23 protein-coding genes and 1 tRNA gene are annotated in these 19,429 nt (G+C 73.9%); 5 read left to right on the forward strand and 19 right to left on the reverse strand.

What is annotated here, in order from left to right:
* Positions 1-473: hypothetical protein (locus tag VM324_03300; protein HVL98299.1), on the reverse strand; the 473-nt coding region annotated here is incomplete at its 3' end.
* Positions 474-688: 215 nt separating this feature from the next.
* Here VM324_03300 and VM324_03305 point away from each other — a divergent pair.
* Positions 689-2,680, forward strand: coding sequence for a protein meaA (locus VM324_03305; protein HVL98300.1), 1,992 nt, complete (start codon positions 689-691; stop codon positions 2,678-2,680).
* On the opposite strand, the gene ilvA is transcribed toward VM324_03305, so the two are convergent.
* Genes ilvA through VM324_03330 form a run of 5 tightly spaced genes read right to left on the reverse strand, consistent with a single transcriptional unit; the run spans position 2,665 to position 6,085 of the window.
* Complete coding sequence (gene ilvA / locus VM324_03310) at positions 2,665-3,867, reverse strand: threonine ammonia-lyase (GenBank protein HVL98301.1); 1,203 nt, start codon at positions 3,865-3,867, stop codon at positions 2,665-2,667. The genes VM324_03305 and ilvA overlap by 16 nt on opposite strands.
* 13 nt (positions 3,868-3,880) lie before the next feature.
* The gene (locus tag VM324_03315; GenBank protein HVL98302.1) at positions 3,881-4,153 is read right to left on the reverse strand and encodes a hypothetical protein; all 273 of its coding nucleotides are present in this window, start codon (positions 4,151-4,153) and stop codon (positions 3,881-3,883) included.
* 38 nt (positions 4,154-4,191) lie between these two features.
* Positions 4,192-4,920: an SCO1664 family protein gene (locus VM324_03320; GenBank protein HVL98303.1), complete on the reverse strand. Its 729-nt coding sequence runs from the start codon at positions 4,918-4,920 to the stop codon at positions 4,192-4,194.
* Positions 4,921-4,923: 3 nt separating this feature from the next.
* Complete coding sequence (locus VM324_03325) at positions 4,924-5,442, reverse strand: DUF3090 family protein (GenBank protein ID HVL98304.1); 519 nt, start codon at positions 5,440-5,442, stop codon at positions 4,924-4,926.
* Complete coding sequence (locus tag VM324_03330) at positions 5,435-6,085, reverse strand: histidine phosphatase family protein (protein ID HVL98305.1); 651 nt, start codon at positions 6,083-6,085, stop codon at positions 5,435-5,437. Before VM324_03330 ends, VM324_03325 begins: the two co-directional genes overlap by 8 nt.
* Before the next feature lie 91 nt (positions 6,086-6,176).
* On the opposite strand from VM324_03330, the gene VM324_03335 reads away from it, so the two are divergent.
* A complete protein-coding gene (locus tag VM324_03335) occupies positions 6,177-7,577 on the forward strand; it encodes a class II fumarate hydratase (protein HVL98306.1) in 1,401 nt (466 codons plus the stop codon).
* A gap of 4 nt (positions 7,578-7,581) precedes the next feature.
* Here VM324_03335 and VM324_03340 read toward each other — a convergent pair whose 3' ends face one another.
* From VM324_03340 to VM324_03390, 11 genes are all read right to left on the reverse strand, one after another.
* A complete protein-coding gene (locus VM324_03340) occupies positions 7,582-8,058 on the reverse strand; it encodes an FABP family protein (GenBank protein HVL98307.1) in 477 nt (158 codons plus the stop codon).
* Positions 8,059-8,125: 67 nt separating this feature from the next.
* A complete protein-coding gene (locus VM324_03345; GenBank protein ID HVL98308.1) occupies positions 8,126-8,446 on the reverse strand; it encodes a DUF192 domain-containing protein in 321 nt (106 codons plus the stop codon).
* 44 nt (positions 8,447-8,490) lie between these two features.
* The gene (glnD, locus tag VM324_03350) at positions 8,491-11,115 is read right to left on the reverse strand and encodes a [protein-PII] uridylyltransferase (GenBank protein HVL98309.1); all 2,625 of its coding nucleotides are present in this window, start codon (positions 11,113-11,115) and stop codon (positions 8,491-8,493) included.
* Positions 11,013-11,351: a P-II family nitrogen regulator gene (locus VM324_03355; GenBank protein HVL98310.1), complete on the reverse strand. Its 339-nt coding sequence runs from the start codon at positions 11,349-11,351 to the stop codon at positions 11,013-11,015. The genes glnD and VM324_03355 overlap by 103 nt, the downstream gene beginning before the upstream one ends.
* Positions 11,352-11,442: 91 nt before the next feature.
* Positions 11,443-12,615, reverse strand: a complete 1,173-nt coding sequence (locus VM324_03360) for an FIST N-terminal domain-containing protein (protein ID HVL98311.1) — start codon at positions 12,613-12,615, stop codon at positions 11,443-11,445.
* Between the two features lie 37 nt (positions 12,616-12,652).
* Positions 12,653-13,756, reverse strand: a complete 1,104-nt coding sequence (locus VM324_03365) for an NYN domain-containing protein (GenBank protein ID HVL98312.1) — start codon at positions 13,754-13,756, stop codon at positions 12,653-12,655.
* Between the two features lie 78 nt (positions 13,757-13,834).
* Positions 13,835-13,920, reverse strand: a tRNA-Leu gene (locus tag VM324_03370).
* Positions 13,921-13,922: 2 nt separating this feature from the next.
* On the reverse strand, positions 13,923-14,495 hold the full coding sequence (locus VM324_03375) for a hypothetical protein (protein ID HVL98313.1): 573 nt from the start codon (positions 14,493-14,495) through the stop codon (positions 13,923-13,925).
* Positions 14,492-15,166, reverse strand: a complete 675-nt coding sequence (locus tag VM324_03380) for a CoA pyrophosphatase (protein HVL98314.1) — start codon at positions 15,164-15,166, stop codon at positions 14,492-14,494. The genes VM324_03375 and VM324_03380 overlap by 4 nt, the downstream gene beginning before the upstream one ends.
* Positions 15,167-15,332: 166 nt before the next feature.
* Positions 15,333-15,638, reverse strand: coding sequence for an MTH1187 family thiamine-binding protein (locus tag VM324_03385; protein ID HVL98315.1), 306 nt, complete (start codon positions 15,636-15,638; stop codon positions 15,333-15,335).
* A 3-nt stretch (positions 15,639-15,641) separates the two neighbouring features.
* Positions 15,642-16,382, reverse strand: a complete 741-nt coding sequence (locus VM324_03390; GenBank protein ID HVL98316.1) for a PIG-L deacetylase family protein — start codon at positions 16,380-16,382, stop codon at positions 15,642-15,644.
* Positions 16,383-16,480: 98 nt separating this feature from the next.
* Between VM324_03390 and VM324_03395 the strand changes: the two genes are divergently transcribed.
* The 3 genes from VM324_03395 to VM324_03405 are packed head-to-tail and all read left to right on the forward strand — an operon-like array spanning position 16,481 to position 17,881.
* Complete coding sequence (locus VM324_03395) at positions 16,481-16,954, forward strand: CBS domain-containing protein (protein HVL98317.1); 474 nt, start codon at positions 16,481-16,483, stop codon at positions 16,952-16,954.
* Complete coding sequence (locus tag VM324_03400) at positions 16,951-17,217, forward strand: hypothetical protein (GenBank protein ID HVL98318.1); 267 nt, start codon at positions 16,951-16,953, stop codon at positions 17,215-17,217. Before VM324_03395 ends, VM324_03400 begins: the two co-directional genes overlap by 4 nt.
* A gap of 1 nt (position 17,218) precedes the next feature.
* Complete coding sequence (locus tag VM324_03405; protein ID HVL98319.1) at positions 17,219-17,881, forward strand: O-methyltransferase; 663 nt, start codon at positions 17,219-17,221, stop codon at positions 17,879-17,881.
* A gap of 45 nt (positions 17,882-17,926) precedes the next feature.
* Here VM324_03405 and VM324_03410 read toward each other — a convergent pair whose 3' ends face one another.
* Together VM324_03410 and VM324_03415 are read right to left on the reverse strand one after the other, a co-directional pair.
* A complete protein-coding gene (locus tag VM324_03410; GenBank protein HVL98320.1) occupies positions 17,927-18,838 on the reverse strand; it encodes a Ppx/GppA phosphatase family protein in 912 nt (303 codons plus the stop codon).
* Positions 18,835-19,395 carry a DUF501 domain-containing protein gene (locus VM324_03415; protein HVL98321.1) on the reverse strand — a complete coding sequence of 187 codons (561 nt, stop codon included), beginning with the start codon at positions 19,393-19,395 and terminating at the stop codon, positions 18,835-18,837. Before VM324_03415 ends, VM324_03410 begins: the two co-directional genes overlap by 4 nt.
* Between the last annotated feature and the right edge of the window lie 34 nt (positions 19,396-19,429).

Raw genomic sequence — 19,429 nt, forward strand, 5'->3', positions numbered from 1 at the left:
GGACCGGCGTGCGCGGGCGGGCCGGCGTGCGCGGGCGGACCGGCGTCCTCCTGCCGATCCGCGTCCTCCTGCGCCCCGGCGTCCGCAGCATCGGCCGCCCGCCGCTCGGCGTTGTCGTGGGCCTCCTGCGCCGCGCGGTCCGAGGGGCCGCCCGGGTTGGCGGGGGTGGACTCGGGGGCATGGCCCTGCGCGGGCGTCGCGTTGGCCCGATCGAGGCCGTGCTGACCGGGTGCGCGGGGACGCGCGGTGGCGGTCTCCGGCAGGGAATCGGTGAGCGCCGCCTCCGGCGTGGGCTCGGGCGCGCCGCCGGACGCCGTCAGCACCATGCTGCCGGCGCCCGCGCCGGCGGCGAGCACCGCGGCAGCCGCCGCGGCTACGAGCCCCTTGCCGAGCAAGCCGGCCGCCGCCGCCCTGCCGGCGACTCCCGTGAGCAAACCTGACATCGCGCCGTCCCCTGCCTCGCGGATCGCCACCCTCCGGCGTCCTCTCTCGGATGGTCATCGTCAAGGCCGGGCGCGCGGATACGGCCCGGCGAAGAATTTTCGGGCGCGTGTGAACGAACGTCGACCACCAACGCCCCCGCATCGGGGCCGAAGCGACCGGCCACCGCCCCGCGTCATGGCGGAGCGTGGGCGGCCGACGCACAATCGCCGGAAGCGGCAACCCGTCGACGAAGGACTGCGAGACCATGACCGCGCCGCGCGAGAAGGACCCGCCGTGGCTCATGCGGACCTACTCGGGGCACTCGTCGGCCGCGGCCTCCAACGCCCTGTTCCGGGGCAACCTCGCGAAGGGGCAGACGGGCCTGTCGGTGGCGTTCGACCTGCCGACGCAGACGGGCTACGACGCCGACCACGTCCTCGCGCGTGGTGAGGTCGGCAAGGTCGGGGTGCCGATCTGCTCGATCGAGGACATGCGGGCGTTGTTCGACGGCATCCCCCTCGCGGAGACGAACACGTCGATGACGATCAACGCGACCGCTGCGTGGCTCCTGTCGCTCTACATCGCGGTCGCGCGGGAGCAGGGCGCCGACCCGGCCGCACTGCGCGGCACGACCCAGAACGACATCATCAAGGAGTACCTGTCGCGGGGCACCTACGTGTTCCCCCCGCGGGAGAGCATGCGCCTGGTCGCCGACACGATCACCCACGCGGTGCGGGCCGTGCCGAAGTGGAACCCCATCAACGTGTGCAGCTACCACCTCCAGGAGGTCGGCGCCACGCCCGAGCAGGAGGTGGCCTACGCCCTGGCCACGGCCACTGCCGTGCTCGACACGGTGCGGGAGTCCGGTCGGGTGGGCGACGACGCGTTCGCCACCGTCGTCGGGCGGATGAGCTTCTTCCTGAACGCCGGCATCCGCTTCGTCGAGGAGGTCGCGAAGGTCCGTGCCTTCGGTCAGCTCTGGGACGAGCTCTGCCGCAAGCGCTTCGGGGTCACCGACCCCACCCTTCGGCGCTTCCGCTATGGCGTCCAGGTCAACTCGCTCGGGCTCACGGAGGCGCAGCCGGAGAACAACATCGCCCGCATCCTCCTCGAGATGCTCGCCGTCACCCTGTCGAAGGACGCCCGTGCCCGGGCGGTACAGCTGCCCGCGTGGAACGAAGCCCTCGGACTGCCGCGCCCGTGGGACCAGCAGCTGTCCCTGCGCATGCAGCAGATCCTCGCCTACGAGACCGACCTGCTCGAGCACGACGACGTCTTCGGCGGCAGCCGGGTCATGGAGGAGCTCACCGCGCACGTCGCGGCGGGCGCCCGCGCGGAGTACGAGCAGGTGCTGCGGCTCGGCGGCGCCGTCGAGGCCGTCGAGTACATGAAGAGTCAGCTCGTGCGGTCGAACGCGCAGCGGCTCGCCCGCATCGAGTCCGGCGAGCAGACCGTCGTCGGCGTGAACGCCTACACCACGACCGAGCCCTCACCGCTCACGACCGGCGCCGACGCCGGATTCCTCACCGTGGACCCCGGGAGCGAAGCGCAGCAGATCGACCGGCTCGAGGCCTTCCGTGCCAGCCGTGACGGGGCGGCGGTGCGGCGGGCACTCGACGCGCTCCGGCGGGAGGCAGCGCGCGGCGACACGGTCCTGCCCGCCTCGATCGAGGCGGCCCGGGCCGGGGCGACGACCGGCGAGTGGACCGACGCGCTGCGCGAGGTCTACGGCGAGTACCGGGGGCCGACGGGCGTGGCCGGGGCTGCCGGGCCCTTCGAGGCCGACGCCCTCGCGACCGCCCGGCGCAAGGTCGCCGCCGCCGAGGCCGCGGTCGGGCGCAAGCTCAAGCTGCTCGTCGGCAAGCCCGGCCTCGACGGCCACTCGTCGGGCGCGGAGCAGGTCGCGGTCCGCGCCCGCGACGCCGGCTTCGAGGTCGTCTACGAGGGCATCCGCCTCACCCCCGCCCAGATCGTCCGGGCGGCGGCCGACGAGGACGTCCACGTCGTCGGGCTGTCGATCCTGTCCGGCTCGCACACCGCCCTCGTCCCCGAGGTCGTCGACGGCCTGCGCGCCGAGGGTCTCGACGTGCCGGTCGTCGTCGGCGGGATCATCCCGGCTCGGGACGCCGAGGTGCTGCGCGCGCGGGGCGTCGCCGCCGTCTACACGCCGAAGGACTACGACCTCAGCCGCGTCGTCGGCGAGATCGCCGACCTCGTCGGCGCCCGGGCCGCGCCGCCGCGTCAGGTGACGGGGTAGCCGGCAGCGAGAAGAGCATCGACGAGGTCACCGGTGTGGGCGGGGCCCCGGGTCTCGACCTCGATGTGGACCTCGACCTCGATGACACCGAGCCGCGTCCCGAGCCGGTGGTGGGAGATCGCCACGACGTTCGCACCCGCCGCGCCGATGAGGGCGAGCAGGCCGGACAGCGCGCCCGGGCGGTCCCGCAGGCGGGTGCGGAAGGCGAAGTAGCGGCCCTCCTCGAACATCCCCGACTGGATGATGCGGAGCAGCAGCAGGGGATCGACGTTGCCGCCCCCGAGCACCACGACGACCGGCTCGATGAGCGTGGCCGCCCCGTCGAGCAGTGCGGCCAGGCCCGCCGCCCCCGCGGGCTCGACCACCTGCTTCGCCCGCTCGACGAGCAGGAGAACCGCGCGGGCGATCGCCTCGTCGGTGACCGTGACCACCTCGTCGACGAGTGCGGCGACGTGGCGGAGGGTCAGCGCACCCGGCGTCTTGACCGCGATGCCGTCGGCGAACGTCGTGACCTCGGCGAGGGGCCGCGGCTCGCCCGCGGCCAGCGACGCGGGGAAGGCGGCGGCGCCGGCGGCCTGCACGCCGACGATGCGCACCGACGGGCGGACGGCCTTGACCGCCGCGGCCACACCCGAGACGAGCCCGCCTCCCCCCATCGGGACGATGACCGTGCCTGCGTCGGGCACCTGCTCGAGGACCTCGAGACCGATGGTGCCCTGGCCGGCGATGACGTCAGGATGGTCGAAGGGGTGCACGAACGTCGCCCCGCGCTCCGCGGTCCACGCCTGCGCGGCGGCGTGGGCGTCGTCGTAGCCGCTCCCGGTGAGGATGACCTCCGCGCCGTAGCCGCGGGTGGCCTCGACCTTCGGCAACGGCGCACCCGTCGGCATGAACACCGTGGCCGGCACGCCGGCGAGGGCGGCGGACAGGGCCACGCCCTGCGCGTGGTTGCCCGCCGACGAGCAGACCACCCCCCCGGAGCGCTCGCCGGCGGACAGCTGGGCGATGCGGTTGTAGGCCCCGCGGATCTTGAACGACCCCGTGCGCTGGAGGTGCTCGCACTTCAGGACCGTGCGCCGCCCGGCGATCGCGCTGATCGCCCGCGACAGCTCCACGGGGGTAGGCTGCGCCACCCCCTCGAGCCGCTTTGCGGCCTGCTCGATGTCGTCGAGGGTGACGAGGGCCACGACGGATCGCGTCCTACGCCGACACTCCGGGCACGAGCCGGTCGGCCTGTTCGGTCCCGTACCGCTCGGCGATCAGCTGGTGTGCCTCGGCGGCCTCGCACGCCCGGGCCGCGCCGGTCCCGTGGACGTAGTCGTAGGCGGCGTTGTCCTGCACCCACTGCCCCTCGTGCACCGACTGGTAGGTGTCGTAGTCCTGCCCCGTCTCGACGCGGATGAGCAGGGGCCCCTCGTCCTCGGCTTCGGCGATCCCCTCGAGGACCGCGTAGTAGCGAAACCGGCGGCTCATGGAACACCCTCCTGCTCGGAAGGCCTCACCCTACGCGACTACAGCGGGGGCCACGGGTAGGGCCGGTGACGCTCGTCGACGTCGGGCAGCGCGGCGACCTCGGTGAGGGCCGCGGCCCGCAGTCCGAGCACCTCGATCTCCGTGGGGCTCAGCAGCTCCTCGAGCTGCTGAACGAGGGCGTCCGCCGGCTGCGCCACGGCGCGTCGCAGCCGCGCGAGGTCCGCACGCAACGCCGCGGGAAGGGGCGTCCCGCCGAGCTCCCAGATGACCGTCCGCAGCTTCGTCCGGACGTGGAAGGTGAGCCCGTGGTCGACGCCCCAGATGTGCCCGTCCCCGCCGTGCAGGACATGGCTGCCCTTGCGGTCGGCGTTGTTGACGAGCAGGTCGAAGAAGGCCATCCGCGCGAGCGGCGGGTGGTGCTGTGGGTCTTCGACGAGGACGAAGTAGTGGCGCGACGGGTCGTGCGGCACGAACAGCTGCACCGACCCCAGTCCCAGAGGTCCCTCGCGCAGCACCGTCGGGGGCACGATCCGCCAGCCGAGGAACTCGCTCACGGCGTAGGCCGCAACCTCCCGGCGGCACAGGGTCCCGTGCGGGAAGTCCCACAGGGGCCGCTCCCCCCGCCGGGGCTTGTAGATCGCGTGCAGCCGGTCGCGCTTCTCGCCCACCCGCACGAGCAGCGTGTGGTTGCTCGCCTCCGTGAGGTAGCCCCGCACCGCCAGGGGCGCCTCGGCGAGCAGGGGAAGCACGTTCTCGTCGGTGCGCAAGCGTCACACCGTGAGGGGTCCGTGGCCGTTCGAGGCCGGACAGACGTGCCCGGAGATGGGGTCTATGGGGCGCGAGCACAGCCGGCAGGTCTCGCGGGCGCCCGCCTCGACGGCGTAGGCGGCGTACGCGGCGAGCCCGACGAGCTGGTCGCGGTTCATCCAGAACCGGGCCGTGCCCGCCTCGCCGACGGCCTCGGGCTCCATGAGCTCCTCGGCCTCGAGCAGGAAGCGCTCACCGTCGGCCTCCATGCCGAGGCTCATCGTCCCCGCGCGCCAGGCGGGCACCGCCGGGTCGACGAGGGCTTGGCGGGCCGTGTCGAGGTCGTCCGGGGTGACCGCGACGTCGACCCGGGACAGCAGCTGGGCCGCCAGCTGCGCGAGCATGCGCACCTGGTTCTTCTCCACGAGGAGCACGACGAGCTCCCCCCCCTGGCGGCCCTGGACGTAGAACGTGCGCCGGCCCGGCTCACCGACCGCTCCGGCGGTGATCCAGTCGACGTCGAGCTCGAACGACTCACCCACGACCGGTGGCCTTCCCCGCAGGACGTGCCCGCCGAAACCGCTCCGGCGTCAACGGCCCGTCGTCGTTGAACCGCAGGAGCATCGGCTGCCCGCCGGGAGCGAGCTGGAGCACGCTCACGGACGCGGGACCGACGTGCAGGCGCTGGAAGAGGTCGAGCGGCTGACCGATGTAGAAGGCGACGAGCGCCTTGATGACGTCGGCGTGGCTGACCGCCGCGACGAGGTCGCGCGGATGGCGTGCGACGATCGCCTCGACCGCCTCGACGGCGCGCAGCTGCGCCGCCCGGATCGTCTCACCGTCGGGGAAGCGCACGAGCGAGGGGCGGGCGAGGATGACGGGCCAGAGCTTGGTTCGCGCCACCTGCTTCAACGGGCGGTCGGTCCACCGCCCGTACTCCACCTCGAGCAATCCCTCGTCGGCGGTCACCGGCAGACCGAGGCGCCCCGCCACGACCTCGGCCGTCTCCCGGGTGCGCGCGAGCGGGCTCGCGTAGACGGCCTTGACCGGCAGCTTGGCGAGGCGGTCGGCCGCTGCCTCCGCCTGCGCGCGCCCGCCCCCGTCGAGGCTCGCCTCGGTGCGGCCGCCGAGGCGCTTGCCGGTGGCGGCGGTCGTGGCATGGCGGATGAGCAGAAGCGTCGTCATGTCCACGGCCAGCCTAAGCGACGTCGGCCCGTCCGACCTCGCCCGCTACGCTGCCCCGGGCACGCTCACGCCGGGACGAAGGAGCGCAGGGATGGGCGACACCCGCACGGAACGCGACTCGATGGGCGAGGTCGAGGTGCCGGCCAGCGCCTACTACGGCGCGTCCACGCAGCGGGCCGTGGCGAACTTCCCGATCTCCGGCCAGGGGATCCCCACCGGGCTCATCCGCGCGCTCGCGCTCGTCAAGGCCGCCGCGGCCGTCGTCAACCACGCGCAGGGGCTGCTCGACGACGCGCGGTTCCGTGCCATCGCCCAGGCCGCCGAGGAGGTCGCGGACGGCGTACTCGGTGGCCACTTCCCCGTCGACGTGTTCCAGACGGGGTCGGGGACGAGCTCGAACATGAACGTGAACGAGGTCATCGCCAACCGCGCGATCGAGCTGCTGGGCGGCCAGCTCGGGTCGAAGGACCCCGTGCACCCCAACGACCACGTCAACGCCGGCCAGTCGTCCAACGACGTCTTCCCCACCGCGGTCCACCTCGCCGTCCACGAGGCCGTGACCGCCCGGCTCCTCCCATCCCTGCGGCGCCTGCAGGCCTCGCTCGAGCGCAAGGCCCGGGAGCTCGCCGACGTCGTGAAGCCGGGGCGCACGCACCTCATGGACGCCACCCCCGTGACCCTCGGGCAGGAGTTCTCGGGCTACGCCCGTCAGGTCGAGCTGGGAATCGCCCGCGTGGAGGCGACGCTGGAGCGCCTCGCTGAGCTGCCGCTCGGGGGCACCGCGGTGGGCACCGGTCTGAACGCGCCGGAGGGGATGACCGACGGGGTGATCGCCGAGCTGCGGCGCCGCACCGGCATCGCGACGCTCCGCGAGGCCACGAACCACTTCGAGGCGCAGGGCGCCCGCGACGCGCTCGTCGAGGTGAGCGGGGCGTGCAAGGTCGTCGCCGTGTCGCTCACGAAGATCGCCAACGACCTGCGGTGGATGGGGTCGGGTCCGCGCACGGGACTCGCGGAGATCCGCCTGCCGGAGATCCAGCCGGGCAGCTCGATCATGCCCGCCAAGGTGAACCCCGTCATACCCGAGTCGGTCACCCAGGTGGCCGCGCAGGTGATCGGCAACGACGCCGCGGTGACCGTCGGGGGGCTGTCGGGCAACTTCGAGCTGAACGTCTACATCCCGATGATGGCGCGCAACGTCCTCGAGTCGGTGCGCCTGCTCGCGACCTCCGCGGAGAACTTCGCCGCGCGGTGCGTCGACGGCGTCGTCGCGAACGTCGAGCGTTGCACGGAGCTCGTCGAGAAGAACCTGTCCACGGTCACCGCGCTGGTGCCGGCGATCGGCTACGACCGGTCCGCCGAGCTCGCGAAGCAGGCGCTCGTCGAGGACCGCCCGTTGCGGGAGGTCGTGAAGGCCGCGGGCGTGCTGCCCGACGAGGAGGTCGACCGCATCCTGGACAACAGGCGCATGACCGAGGGCGGCGTGCTGTGACCTGCTACGTGCGCCGGAGGGTGGCGGCGAGGTGGTGCCTGAGCGGCTGGCCGACCGCAGCCATGCGCACGAGGTAGCTCAGCTCCTCGCCGTCGACGTCGATGTCGCGCTCGAGCGCGTCGACCCGCTTGGCCGTGGGGGTGCGTGCCACCGTGGCCGTCGCGAGCCGCAGCGCCGCGCCCTCCACCCGACCGGTGTAGACCTCGACGATCCCGGTCGGGTGCGCGAGCACGAGCTCGACGGCGCCGCCGCCGGTGTGGCGGAGGTAGCCCGACTCGGCGTGCAGCGGTCGCCCGTCGTCGGGCGCCCACGTCCGCTGGGTGTAGGCGAGGAAGGGCTTGCCGGCATGCCCGAACGCGATGCGCTCGCAGTAACGAAACGGCGCGATCGTCGGGTACTCCCCCGAGCCCGCGCCCTCCCAGGACCCGAGCAGGAACGCGAGTGGTTCCAGCGCCTCGTGCAGCGGCGGGTGGTCCGCCATCGTCACCCTCCCGGGTCGGTGCGGGCCGGGCGCCCGGTCATCGTCTGCGACCAGCCTGCACGGGCCATCAGCCGTCGTCCACGCCGAGCCGGGCGCCCGGCACGACGCCCCAGCGCGCGAAGGCCCCCGCTTCCGCCTCGATCACGGCGGCGCTCGAGGGGACCGGCCGTGAGCACCGGTTCGGGCGCATCCGCACAGTCCGGAGGACGACCAGGTGCCGGTCGCAGAACGCCACGTCGATGGTGAACACCATCCGGAACGTGTGCACGATGCTCGCCGGGCACAGGAGCATCGCGCCGTCGACCCCGTTGCGGCCGATGAGCCCCCGGCGGCGGGTGTCGAGCGTGGTCGCCAGCTCCAGCGGCGCGACCAGCCGGCCGTTGCACATCAGCCCAGCCACTTATCCGGCGACCCCGCGCCGCGACGAGGGCGTCACTCGGGCACGGCCCCCGGGGGGTGGGCCGCGGCGCGCAAACGGGGGCCGAGCGTGGCCGCGTCGATCGGGCCGCCGACGGGACGGACGAAGAAGACGTCGTGTGCGCTGTCGACGAGCGTCGCCACCCGCGCGCCGACCACGTCGAGCCGCGCCTCGGCGAGCACGCTCGCGAGCCGGTAGAGCATGCCCGCGGTGTCGGGTGCGTGGACCTCGATGCGCGTCGCCATGGGCCGGCGGTCGAAGCGGACCTCGACAGGCATCGGCGGGCGGGGTGCGGCCCCGGGCCGGCGTGCCCGCTCGCGGCGGGCGACGAGCTCGGCCACGTCGAGCTCGCCGGCGGCGGCCTGCCGCAGCGCCGCCTCCACCGCCCCCCAGTCCGTGTCGCCCTCGGCGCGCACGACGAACCAGTCGAGCGCGACCCCGTCGGTGCGGGTGAACACCCGGGCGTCGAGGACGGAGATGCCGAGGCCGGCGAGCACACCCGCGCAGTCGGCCATGAGCCCGGGGCGGTCTGCGGCGGCCACCGACAGCGTGACCGTGCCCTCGACCGGTCCCGGCCGGGGCGCCGCCCGCAGCTCGCCCGCCCCCAGGGGGGTCTGCATGAGTCGGGCATGCGCGATGACCTGGTCGGTCGTGGCCGCCTGCAGGTAGCGGCGCGGCAGTCCCGTGAGCAGACCGTTGAGCGTGGGGTCGTCGCGCAGGAGGCGGCGCGCCTGCGCGACCACCGCGTGCGGACCTCGCGCCTCGGAGGGGTCGGTGTGGGCGTGGGCGAGCAGGCTGCGCACCCGGGCGTGCAGCTCGCCGAGCAGGAGATCCTTCCAGGTGGAGTTCGCGGCCGGGCCGGTCGCCCGGGCGTCGGCGAGCGACAGCAGGTACAGCCCGTCGAGGGTCTCGACGTCACCGACCTGGTCGGCGACCGCGGCGAGCTCGTCCTCGTCGTCGAGGTCGCGGCGGGTGGCGGCCTCCGGCATGAACAGGTGCAGCCGCACGTAGCGCGCGACCTGGTCGGCGCGGCGCTGGCTGAACCCCATGCGCAGCACCCACTCGTGGGCGACCCGTGCGCCGACGACGCTGTGGTCGCCCGGCCACGCCTTGCCGACGTCGTGCAGCCACGTGCCGAGCAGGAGCGCGTCGGGGTCGGCGAGGCCCTCCCAAAGGTGGCGATGCCGCTCGTCGACGCTGCCGGACGCGAGGAGGACGAGCTCGGCGACCGCCTGCAGGCAGTGGGTGTCGAGGTCGTAGCGGTGCAGGGGGTTGCGCTGCGGCCGGCCACGGACGCGGGGCCAGTCGGGGAGGTGCGCCGTCAGTAGACCGAGGTGGTCGGCGTCCTCCAGGGCTGCGACACCGGCGGGCCCGGCGCGCAGGGCGGCGAGCAGCGCGGCACGGCTGTCGGCGTCCCACCGCAGCCTCGGGTGGGTCTCGACCTCCCGCCGCAGCCGCTCGCTCGTGGCCCGCCCGAGATGCACCCCACGGCTCGCGGCCGCCGCCACCGCGCGCAGGCCGAGGGCGGGGTCTGCCGCCAGGCTGTGATGGTCGTCCACCTCGACGAGCCCCTCGACGAGTGCCACGCCCTCGTCGAGCGGCTCGCCCGACGCGCGCCGCCGCCGGCGCCCGCCCTTCGCGTCGGCCACGAGCAGTGGCCAGGTCCGCCCGTGGACGTGCGCGACCGTGCGGGTCGCGAGGCCCACGCGTCGCGCGAGCTCGTCCGCGTCGCCCCAGCCGAGGAGCGCGGCGACCTCGTCCTGCAGGTCGAGCCGCAGACGGTCGAGGTCCGCGCCCGCCCGGTTGCTCGTCGCCCCCCGGACGAGGTGCAGCGCGCAGCGGGCTGCGAGCAGCGTGTCGCCGGCCGCGGCGAGCTCCCGTCGGTCGGCCGCGCCGAGGTAGCGGGCACCGACGAGGGGGTCCAGGCCAACCTCGCCGAGCACGCAGGCCGCCGCCCACCGCAGGCTGTGGAGGTCCCGGAGGCCGCCCGCCCCGTCCTTCAGCTCGGGTTCGAGCATGCCGGGATGCAGCCCGGCCGCCGCGTGGCGGCGCCGGTCCGCGTCGGCGAGTTCGGCGAGGACCTTGGCCGAGCGGGCCCGCAGCCAGCGCCGCAGCCGGACGGCGAGGTCGTCGACGAGGCCGGGGTCGCCGGCCACGAGCCGGCGGTCGGTGAGGGCGGTGGCGGTGTCGACCCGCTCGGCCGCGGCCCGCACCGCCTCACGACCCGTCCGCACGGCGTGGCCGACCGACAGGCCGGCGTCCCACAGCGGATAGCACAGCGACCGCACGAGCTCCTCGAGGTCGCGGTTCGCCCAGCCGTCGTGGAGCAGGAGCAGGTCGATGTCGGACGCCGGGCAGAGCTGGCGCCGCGCGTAGCTGCCGAGCGCGACCACGGCGATGCCTCCAGGGCTCGCCGTCGACGCCAACCAGCCGCGCAGCGCCTCGTCGACGACATCGGTCCATGCCCGGCACCACAGCCGCCCCGGAGGGCCATCGATCGTTGCGGGGTCAGGGCCCCCCCGCCTTCGGGTGGTGCTCAGATCGCCTCCGGTCCGTGTTCGCCGGTGCGGATCCGCACGACCTCGTCGAGGGTCACGACGGCGATCTTGCCGTCGCCGATCTTGCCGGTGCGGGCCGATTTCGTGATGGCGTCGATCACCCCGTCCACCGCGTCGTCGTCGACCATCACCTCGATCCGGCTCTTCGGCACGAAGTCGACTTGGTACTCCGCGCCCCGGTACACCTCGGTGTGACCCCGCTGCCGGCCGAAGCCGCGAGCCTCCGACACCGTGAGTCCGGCGATGCCGATCTCGCGGAGGGCCTCCTTCACGTCCTCCAGCTTGAACGGCTTGACGATGGCGATGACCAACTTCATCGACGTTCCTCCCAGTCGGGCCCCGACGCTACAGGACCACAAGGATGCGGGGCACGGGTTACCCCATGGTCAGGCAGGTGTTTCGCGCTCGTTACATCTCGCCGCCGCTCTCGTCGACGAGCACGAGCAGGCTCGCCGTGAACCCGTGGAGGAAACTGCGGGCGCCGACGGGGCCGAGCTCGCCGGCGCAGTGCAGGCCCGCGAGCGGGACGCCGAGCGCATCGCTCACGAGGCGGGCGTCGTGGTCGGGAGCGCCGAACAGCCGCTCGCCCCGCCCGTTGCAGGTGAAGAGCAGCGCCGCACCGGGTGACTCGGTGCCGGGGAAGCCCTCGAGGAGCTCCCGCAGGTCCTCGTCCGCGCTGGCGGCGTCCCGGACGTGGAAGCGCACCGTCTGCCCGACCCGCACGACGTCGCCGACCGCGATCGCGCCCGTCTCGTGCTGGGCGCCGAGCACGCCGCGCACGAGGAAGTCGCCGCGCCCGTGCGCCTCGCGGTACTCGTCGATGACTGTGCCGATGTGCAGGCCGCTGCGCATGAGCGCCTGGTCGGCGGGGTCCGCCTCGGCGAACGTCGCCCGGATGCGCTCGACGGGAGCCTCCCCCGCGAGCTCGTGGATGAGGTTGCGGTCCGCCGCGGTCACCGTGTAGCTGTCCCCGACGGGGCGGCATCCCTGGCTCACGAGCGTGCGCACGGCCACGCCACTGAACGCGACGCCGACCGCCCCCCCGTCGACCGCCTCACCGTCGAGGACCAGACGGACGTCGGCCGGACGGGCCGCACCGCTTGCCAGACCACCTGAGACGGGCACTCCCGGGTGCGCCTGCTCCCACCACGCCAGGAACGCGTCGGCCGGGAAGGTGAACGGGTCGGCGAGCAGCAGCAGCGCCGTCGCGTCAGCCGGCGGCTCGGGCCACGCGTGCGGCGGCTCCCCCGCCCCCGCGGCAGGGGGGTAGCGCAGGGGCGTGAGGGTCGCTCCCGGCAGGCTCGCCGCCCACACCGACACGCCGGTGGGGTCCTCGATCTCCCGGCTGCCGGCCACGACCGCGCCGGCGGTGACGCCGACGAGGTGGCGGGGCGCGAGCCGCTCCCCCACCCGGACCGCCACCGCGCCCGCCTCGGCGCCGTGAGCGGCGCCGAGGAAGACCACCGCGAGGTCGGGGCGCTCGTCGAGCTCGGCCGTCACGGCCGTCACGGCCGCGTCGGTGGCCCGCAGGGCGTCGACGTCGACGCCCGCGCCGGCGGCTGCGCGGATGCGCGGGGTCACCGGCGCGCCGCCGCGTGCGCGTTTCCGGTTGCGGGTGTCATGCGTCGGGCACCGCAAGGACGTAGTCGTCGGCGTCGTCGTCCCAGTCCATGGTGACCACGCCCCGCGTACGCGCCGCCTTGGCGAACTGGAGGAACCCGCCGAATCCGAACTCCTTCTCGCTGAAGTCGGGCTGCCGCTTGCGGAGCTTGTCCTTCAGCCCGGAAAGCGGCGGCGGACCGTTCGTGCGCTGCAGATCGGCGACGACGTCGCGGAGCAGGGCGAACGCGCCGTCCTCGCCGCTGGACTCCTCGGGGAAGCTCACCTCCGGGTCCCCCTTGGCGGTGCCCGGCGACAGCTCGATGACTTTGCGGGACTCGAGGTGGCGCAGCAGCTCGCCGAAGCCCCGGAACCCATAGTCGGCCTCGCTGAACGTCGGGTCCTTGCGGAGCAGCGCGCGCTTCAGTGTCGACGCGAGCACCTCCCCGCCCGTGGAGCGGTGCAGGCCGGCGAGGGTCTGCGTGACGAGCTTGCCGAGCTCGGCCGGCTCGCCCTTCGCTGGGGTCTTCTCGAGCTCGACCTCGGGCACCGCCGGGACCTCGCTGACGTTGCGGGCCGGCTTGGCCGCGCTCACCGCCGTACGGCCGCCGCGGCGGCTGCCCCGGCTCTTGCGCTGCGGGACGTTGACCCCTTCGAGGCGCTCGTAGAAGAGGAACTCGTCACAGGCGGGCGGCAGCAGCGCGGAGGTGGAGGCCTGCAGCCCGACCCCGATGACGCGCTTGTTGAGCTCGCGCAGCTTGCCCACGAGGGGCGTGAAGTCGCTGTCGCCGGTGCAGATGACGAACGTCGTGACGTAGTTGCGCTCGAACGAAAGCTCGACGGCGTCGACCGCCATCTTGATGTCGGCGGCGTTCTTGCGGACCGCGCCCATGCGCTGGGGGATCTCGATGAGCTCGACGTGCTGCTGGGTGAGCATGCGGCGGTCGTTGTCGAAGTAGGACCAGTCGGCGTACGCCCGTCGCACGACCACGCGCCCGCGCTCGGCGAGGGCGTCGGCGACCGGCTTGAGGTCGAACGCCATGCCACCGAGGTCCTCACGCGCGCCGATCGCAAGGTTCTCGTAGTCGATGAACAGGGCGATGCGCTCTTCGTCGGTAGTCATCGCCTGAGAGCGTATACGGATGCCGGTGGGTGCCGTGCGCCAGCGCGCTGCGGCTGAAGGTTCACCCGTGCCCGCGGGTGCCCGGAGTGGGACTCGAACCCACACGTCCTGTGCAGGACAGGGGTGTTTAAGACCCCCGCGGCTGCCGATTACGCCATCCGGGCGGTTACCTTCGCGCCGCAAGCGTATCCGTGGTGACGAGCTCGATGACGTTGCCGTCGGGATCGGCGAGGCGCTGGGCGCTGTCGCCGACGACGACGGGCACGACCGAAGGGCGGGGCCCGCTCGTCACGGGGTCGTCCACCCCGAGACGGTCGAGGAACGCCCGCTGCGCCCTCACCGCCGGGCTTTCGTAGCGGAACCCGACCAGGCCGAGGACGATGTCGGTGTCGCGGTGCGTCACCACGATGCGCAGCCCGTCGGGCGCGACGACCACGTGCCAGTCGGGGAGACTGCGGGCGACGGCGAGGCCTCCCACGGTTGCCTCCGGGTCCTCGACCGAGTAGCCGGGCATGACCGCGGGGCCCTCGCGCCCCGCGTAGCTCGGGAACGTGCGACCCGGGTGGGCGGGGTCCCCGGCGAACAGCTCGATCGCGGAGTGATCGGGCAGCAGCATGCAGCTCCAGCCCTCGCCGTGCTCCTCGGGTGTGCAGGACAGCGTCGAGGCGTACCAGCGCGACGAGACGGCGACGTCCGACACGACGACCGCCGCGTAGACGGCGACGGCCGCGCCGGTCAAGGGAGCCTCGCGGAGGCGATGTCGGGGGCGCCATCCGCTCCTCGCTCCGGCGCCTCCCAAGGGCTGGCCTCCCGCTCGACCGGCAGCGCGCCGGGGTCCACACCGCTGTTCCAGCCCGGGCTGAGGATGTCCAGCAGTGCCACGGTGACGGCCGCCGTCGCCCCCCACAGAAGGTGGCGCTCGTCGAGCTGCCACGCCCACGCGGCGCCGGTCGGCGGCCGCCGCGTGACGCGCCACCGGGCGCCGTCGAGGAGCCACGACACGCGGATCCGCAGCACCGCTGCGACCTCGGCTTCGGCGGCGACGAGCGGGTGCGGGGCCCGCCACCGGCTGACGACGGGTACCAGCCAGTACGCCGACGGCGGGATGAAGAACGGTGGAAGGCGCCCGAGCACGTCGACGGACGAGGGGCGGAGCCCGACCTCCTCGGCCGCTTCGCGGACCGCCGCCTGCTCGACGGGCTCGGCGGGCTCGACGCGCCCTCCGGGGAAGGCGATCTGTCCCGGGTGGCTCGACAGGTCGGCGCGCCGGCGCGTGTAGACGAGCTCGAGGTCGCCGCTGCGGTCGGGGTCGCTCAGCAGGACGAGGACGGCGCCCACGCGACCGCTGCCGGGTTGCGGGGCTCGGGGCAGGTCATGCAGGGCGCGGGTGAGCCGGGTCCAGACGTCCATGGGAACCCGACCATACCCCCCGGCGGCGACGCGGCCGCATGCGAGCGCAACCGCTCGACGCCTGCGTGCATCTAGCCGCCGCGGGCGACGAGCGAGAGGATCATCGCGAAGGCGACGACCGCGACGAGGACGCCGACGACGGTCTTCTGGGTGCGGGGGCTCATCATCATGATGGGCCCATCCTCGCACGCTCGAGGCTGGCGATCTTGTCCGCCCCCGTCTGATCCGGCTTGTCGGTGCGCAGGTCGAACTTGCACGTGAACGAAACCCGGGGCGCCACGTCGAGCACCGCGTCGGCAGCCGCCCGCAGCGCGGTCACGCACTCGTCCCACGAGCCCTCGAGGAGCGTCCCCGACGCGTCCGTCGTCGCCCGCACCCCGGTGGCCTCGACGGCGTCGACGGCTCGGGCCACCTCTGCCGAGACGCTCGCGCTGCCGGTGCCGATGGGCGTGACGGAGAACCACACGAGCATCGCTCAGCCTTCCAGGTCGCGGAATCGCAGGACGGTGAACGCCTCCGACAGCTCGACGCCGACCTCCCGGCCACGCTCGGCCGCCCGCTCGCGCATGCGCGCCCCGGGATCCCTCTCGCCCAGCTGGGAGGCGTGCCGACGGATGGCGGCGACCTTGCGCCCGAACGTCGCGGTGACGTCCACGTGGTGCGGGCCCTCCCCGAAGCTCATCATCCACAGCTCGCTCACGTCCCAGGGCGCCAGCCCCTCCTCGAGCAGGCTCGGATCCCACAGGCGGCGGGAGGCCGCGGGGTTGATGGCGTGGAGGACGAGGTCGCCGGCAACCCGGTGGTCCGGATGGTTGACGGTGCCCCGTGAGGTCCAGCGCATCTCGGGGTTGATCGTGACGACCGCTTCGGGGCGGTGACGGCGGATCTGCGCGGCCACCTCCCGGCGCAGCTCGACGGTCGGCTGCAGGTACCCGTCCGGGTGCCCGAGGAACGTCACGTCCTCCACGCCGAGCTCGGCGCAGGCCGCACGCTGCTCAGCCATGCGCAGGGGCGCGAGCCGCTCGCGCGTCATCGCCGGATCACTCGACCCGGCGGCCCCGTCGGTGAGCACCACATAGGAGACCTCGGTGCCGTCCTGCACCCACCGCGCGATCGTACCGGCCGCGCCGAACTCCGCGTCGTCGGGGTGCGCGACGACGACGAGCGCGCGGCGGAACGGGCGCGGCAGGGTCCACAGCGTCGGTCGGGGCGACATCGCAGCACGGTAGCGCGCTCGAGCAGCGAAGCGGTAGCGCAAGGTCGCGCGCTCGAGCAGCGAAGCGGTAGCGCAAGGTATTGTCTAGGCTTCGCCTCATGGCCCGCGAGCTGCCCGTCACCGCGGTGATGACCACCAACGTCATCACGGTCACCCCCGACACGAGCGTGGAGGAGGCGGTCGCGCTGCTCGGGCGGCACGGGATCAGCGGCGCGCCGGTGGTCGACGCCGACGGCCGGCTCATCGGGCTCCTCGACGACAGCGACCTCATCGTCTCCGAGGCGCGTTTGCACGCCCCGACCGTCGTCGAGATCCTCGGTGCCTATTTCCCGCTGCCGGGGGAACGCCACCGGTTCGACGAGGAGGTCCGCCACGCGCTCGGTGGCACGGTCGGGGAGGTCATGGACGACGACCCGCCGTGGGTGGGGGTCGACGGCACGGTCGAGGACGTCGCGACGCTGATCATCCAGCGCCACGTCTCGCGCGTCCCCGTCCTCGACGCCGACCGGCGCGTGGCCGGCATCATCACGCGGGGCGACCTCGTCGCGGCGATGGGCCGCGGCTCCCCGTGACGGGTCGGGCGCGCGCCGTAGTAGTCGTGCTGGCCGGGGTCGCGCAGCTCATCGTCCTCGCGCCGTTCACCGTGGCGAGCGGTTTGCTGGCCCCGCTCTGGGCGGTCGGGGCCTTCCACGTGCTGTGGCTCGGCGCAGCAGTCGTGTTCGTGCGCGTCGCCCGGAGGCGGCCGGCCGCGACGCCGCTCGTGCCCCTCGCCAACGCGGCGCTGCTGTGGGTCGCGGTCACGATGGGCGACATGTGGCTCGGCTGGACCGCGTGACGTGAGCCCCAAGACCCTGGGCCTCGACGACGCGCTCCACGCCTACGTCGTCGCTCACACTCCCGGCCGCGACGAGGTGCTGCGCGCGCTCGCTGCCGAGACGCGGGAGCGCTTCCCGGAGCTGTCGGTCATGCAGATCGCTCCCGAGCAGGGTGCGCTGCTCACCCTCCTCGCGCGGTTGAAGAAAACGCGGTTCGCGGTCGAGGTCGGTACGTTCACCGGCTACTCGGCGATCTGCATCGCCCGCGGTCTTGCCGACGGTGGTCGTCTCGTCTGCTTCGACCGCAACGAGGAGTGGGCGGGCATCGCTGCCCGCTACTGGGTCGAGGCCGGGGTGTCGACCCGCATCGAGCTGCGGCTCGGCGACGCGTCGGAGACCCTCGACAGCCTCCGCGGCGACCCTCCCGTCGACCTCGCCTTCATCGACGCCGACAAGCCGGGGTATCCCCGCTACTTCGAGACGCTGCTCGCGCGCATGGCGCCCGACGGTCTCATCGTCGTCGACAACGTGCTCGCGCAGGGCCGTGTCCTCGACCCGGGGGACGACGAGAACGCGACGGCCATCGCCGCGTTCAACGAGCTCGTGGCGGCCGACCCGCGGGTGGAGGGCGTCCTCGTGCCGGTGGCCGACGGCCTCACGCTCGTCACCCGCGTCGGGGACTGACGGCCCGGCAAGCCCCGGGGTCGCCGTCACCACCCGCTGCCGAACTCAGCCCCGCAGGAGCTCGAGTGCCAGCCCGTCGAGGATGTCGGCTTCGCTCACCAGCACGTCGGCGAACCCGTAGCGGGCCATCACCCGTTCGAGGATGAGCGCGCCGCCCACGATGACGTCCTCCCGTCCCGGCGCCACGGGGCCGAGGGCGGCGATCTCCGCGGAGGGCATCGCGACGAGCCGCTCGGTAAGCGCACGGACCCGGGCGTACGGCACACGCGTGCCGTGGATCCTCTGGGGCAGGTAGGTGCGCAGCTCGAGGTGGAGGGCGGCCAGGGTCGTCACCGTTCCGGCGACGCCTACGAGCGTCCGGGCGCTCGCCGGGTCGAGCGAGCCCTCCACCGCGTCGAGGTGTCCGTCGATCACCGCCCGGGCACCCTCGACCTCCGCGGGCGCCGGCGGGTTGCCGCCGAGGTGGCTCTCGGTCAGCCGCACGCAGCCGAGCTGCCGGCTCACCATCGCGGCGGGCGCGCGGTCCCCGAGGATGAGCTCGGTCGAGCCGCCACCGATGTCGAGGACGAGGAACGGCGGATCGCCGGTGACCGAACAGGTTGCGCCCGCGAACGCCGTGCGGGCCTCCTGCTCACCGGTGAGGACCTCGGGCAGCACACCGCTGCGCTGCTGCGCGCCGTCGAAGAAGCGCTCGCGGTCCGCGGCGTCACGCACGGCGCTCGTCGCTGCGATGCGCACCCGCGTGGCTCCCAGGTCGGCCCACGCTCCCGCGTAGTGACCGATGCAGTCCAGGGTGCGTGCGAGTGCGCTGTCGTCGAGCCGGCCGTTCGCGTCGACGCCGGCGCCGAGCCGGGTGATGCGCGTATCCCGGTGGATCTCGGTCAGGGGGTCGCCGGGCTCGGCGACGAGCAGGCGCACCGAGTTCGTCCCCACGTCCACCGCGGCCACGCGGGTCACGTCGGCTGGCCTGTCTCCCGCTCGAGGCGCACGCAAGGCGCGGGGCAGGCCATGGGCTCGACGTGGCCGGCCACCCAGGCGCCGACCGGGTTGTCGCGCGTGGCGAGGTGGTGTGCGTAGAGGGCGTGGAGGCACTTCACCCGCGCGGGCATCCCGCCGGCGCTCGCGTCCCTCGGGGCCCGGGGACCGAGGCGGTCCCGGGCCGCGACGAACCGTTCCGAGGCGGCCGCGTACTCGTCGGCGAAGGCGTCGTCCGTGGCGAGCCGCTCGTTCAGGCCGACCATGGCGCCCTCGGCCTCCAGCCGGCCGACGTGCTTGTTCGCCAGGGGGCAGGCGAGCCAGAACAGGGTGGGAAACGGCGTGCCGTCGTCGAGGCGCGGGTTGACCCGCAGGACCGCGGGCAGCCCCCAGGCGCAGCGGACCGCGGCGGCGGACCGCCCGCGCAGCGGCCGCCCGATCATCCTCGTGGCCAGCTCGGCATCGCGGTCGTCCATCGGCTCGCGGGCGAGCTGCGCCGCGTAGGAGGCGTCCGGTGCGGGCCGCAGCGCGTCGTCCATCCGGCCAGCCTGACGACCGCCGACCGGGGCTGCA

Source organism: Egibacteraceae bacterium (assembly GCA_035540635.1).
In the GTDB taxonomy this organism is placed as follows: domain Bacteria; phylum Actinomycetota; class Nitriliruptoria; order Euzebyales; family Egibacteraceae; genus DATLGH01.

What these genes read in the sequence shown, in the direction of transcription:
- VM324_03305 (HVL98300.1), top strand. Translation starts at nt 689, where the DNA reads ATGACCGCGCCGCGCGAGAAGGACCCGCCGTGGCTCATGCGGACCTAC.
- VM324_03315 (HVL98302.1), bottom strand. Translation starts at nt 4,153, where the DNA reads ATGAGCCGCCGGTTTCGCTACTACGCGGTCCTCGAGGGGATCGCCGAA.
- VM324_03330 (HVL98305.1), bottom strand. Translation starts at nt 6,085, where the DNA reads ATGACGACGCTTCTGCTCATCCGCCATGCCACGACCGCCGCCACCGGC.
- VM324_03335 (HVL98306.1), top strand. Translation starts at nt 6,177, where the DNA reads ATGGGCGACACCCGCACGGAACGCGACTCGATGGGCGAGGTCGAGGTG.
- VM324_03340 (HVL98307.1), bottom strand. Translation starts at nt 8,058, where the DNA reads ATGGCGGACCACCCGCCGCTGCACGAGGCGCTGGAACCACTCGCGTTC.
- VM324_03345 (HVL98308.1), bottom strand. Translation starts at nt 8,446, where the DNA reads ATGTGCAACGGCCGGCTGGTCGCGCCGCTGGAGCTGGCGACCACGCTC.
- VM324_03355 (HVL98310.1), bottom strand. Translation starts at nt 11,351, where the DNA reads ATGAAGTTGGTCATCGCCATCGTCAAGCCGTTCAAGCTGGAGGACGTG.
- VM324_03365 (HVL98312.1), bottom strand. Translation starts at nt 13,756, where the DNA reads ATGACTACCGACGAAGAGCGCATCGCCCTGTTCATCGACTACGAGAAC.
- VM324_03380 (HVL98314.1), bottom strand. Translation starts at nt 15,166, where the DNA reads ATGGACGTCTGGACCCGGCTCACCCGCGCCCTGCATGACCTGCCCCGA.
- VM324_03385 (HVL98315.1), bottom strand. Translation starts at nt 15,638, where the DNA reads ATGCTCGTGTGGTTCTCCGTCACGCCCATCGGCACCGGCAGCGCGAGC.
- VM324_03390 (HVL98316.1), bottom strand. Translation starts at nt 16,382, where the DNA reads ATGTCGCCCCGACCGACGCTGTGGACCCTGCCGCGCCCGTTCCGCCGC.
- VM324_03395 (HVL98317.1), top strand. Translation starts at nt 16,481, where the DNA reads ATGGCCCGCGAGCTGCCCGTCACCGCGGTGATGACCACCAACGTCATC.
- VM324_03415 (HVL98321.1), bottom strand. Translation starts at nt 19,395, where the DNA reads ATGGACGACGCGCTGCGGCCCGCACCGGACGCCTCCTACGCGGCGCAG.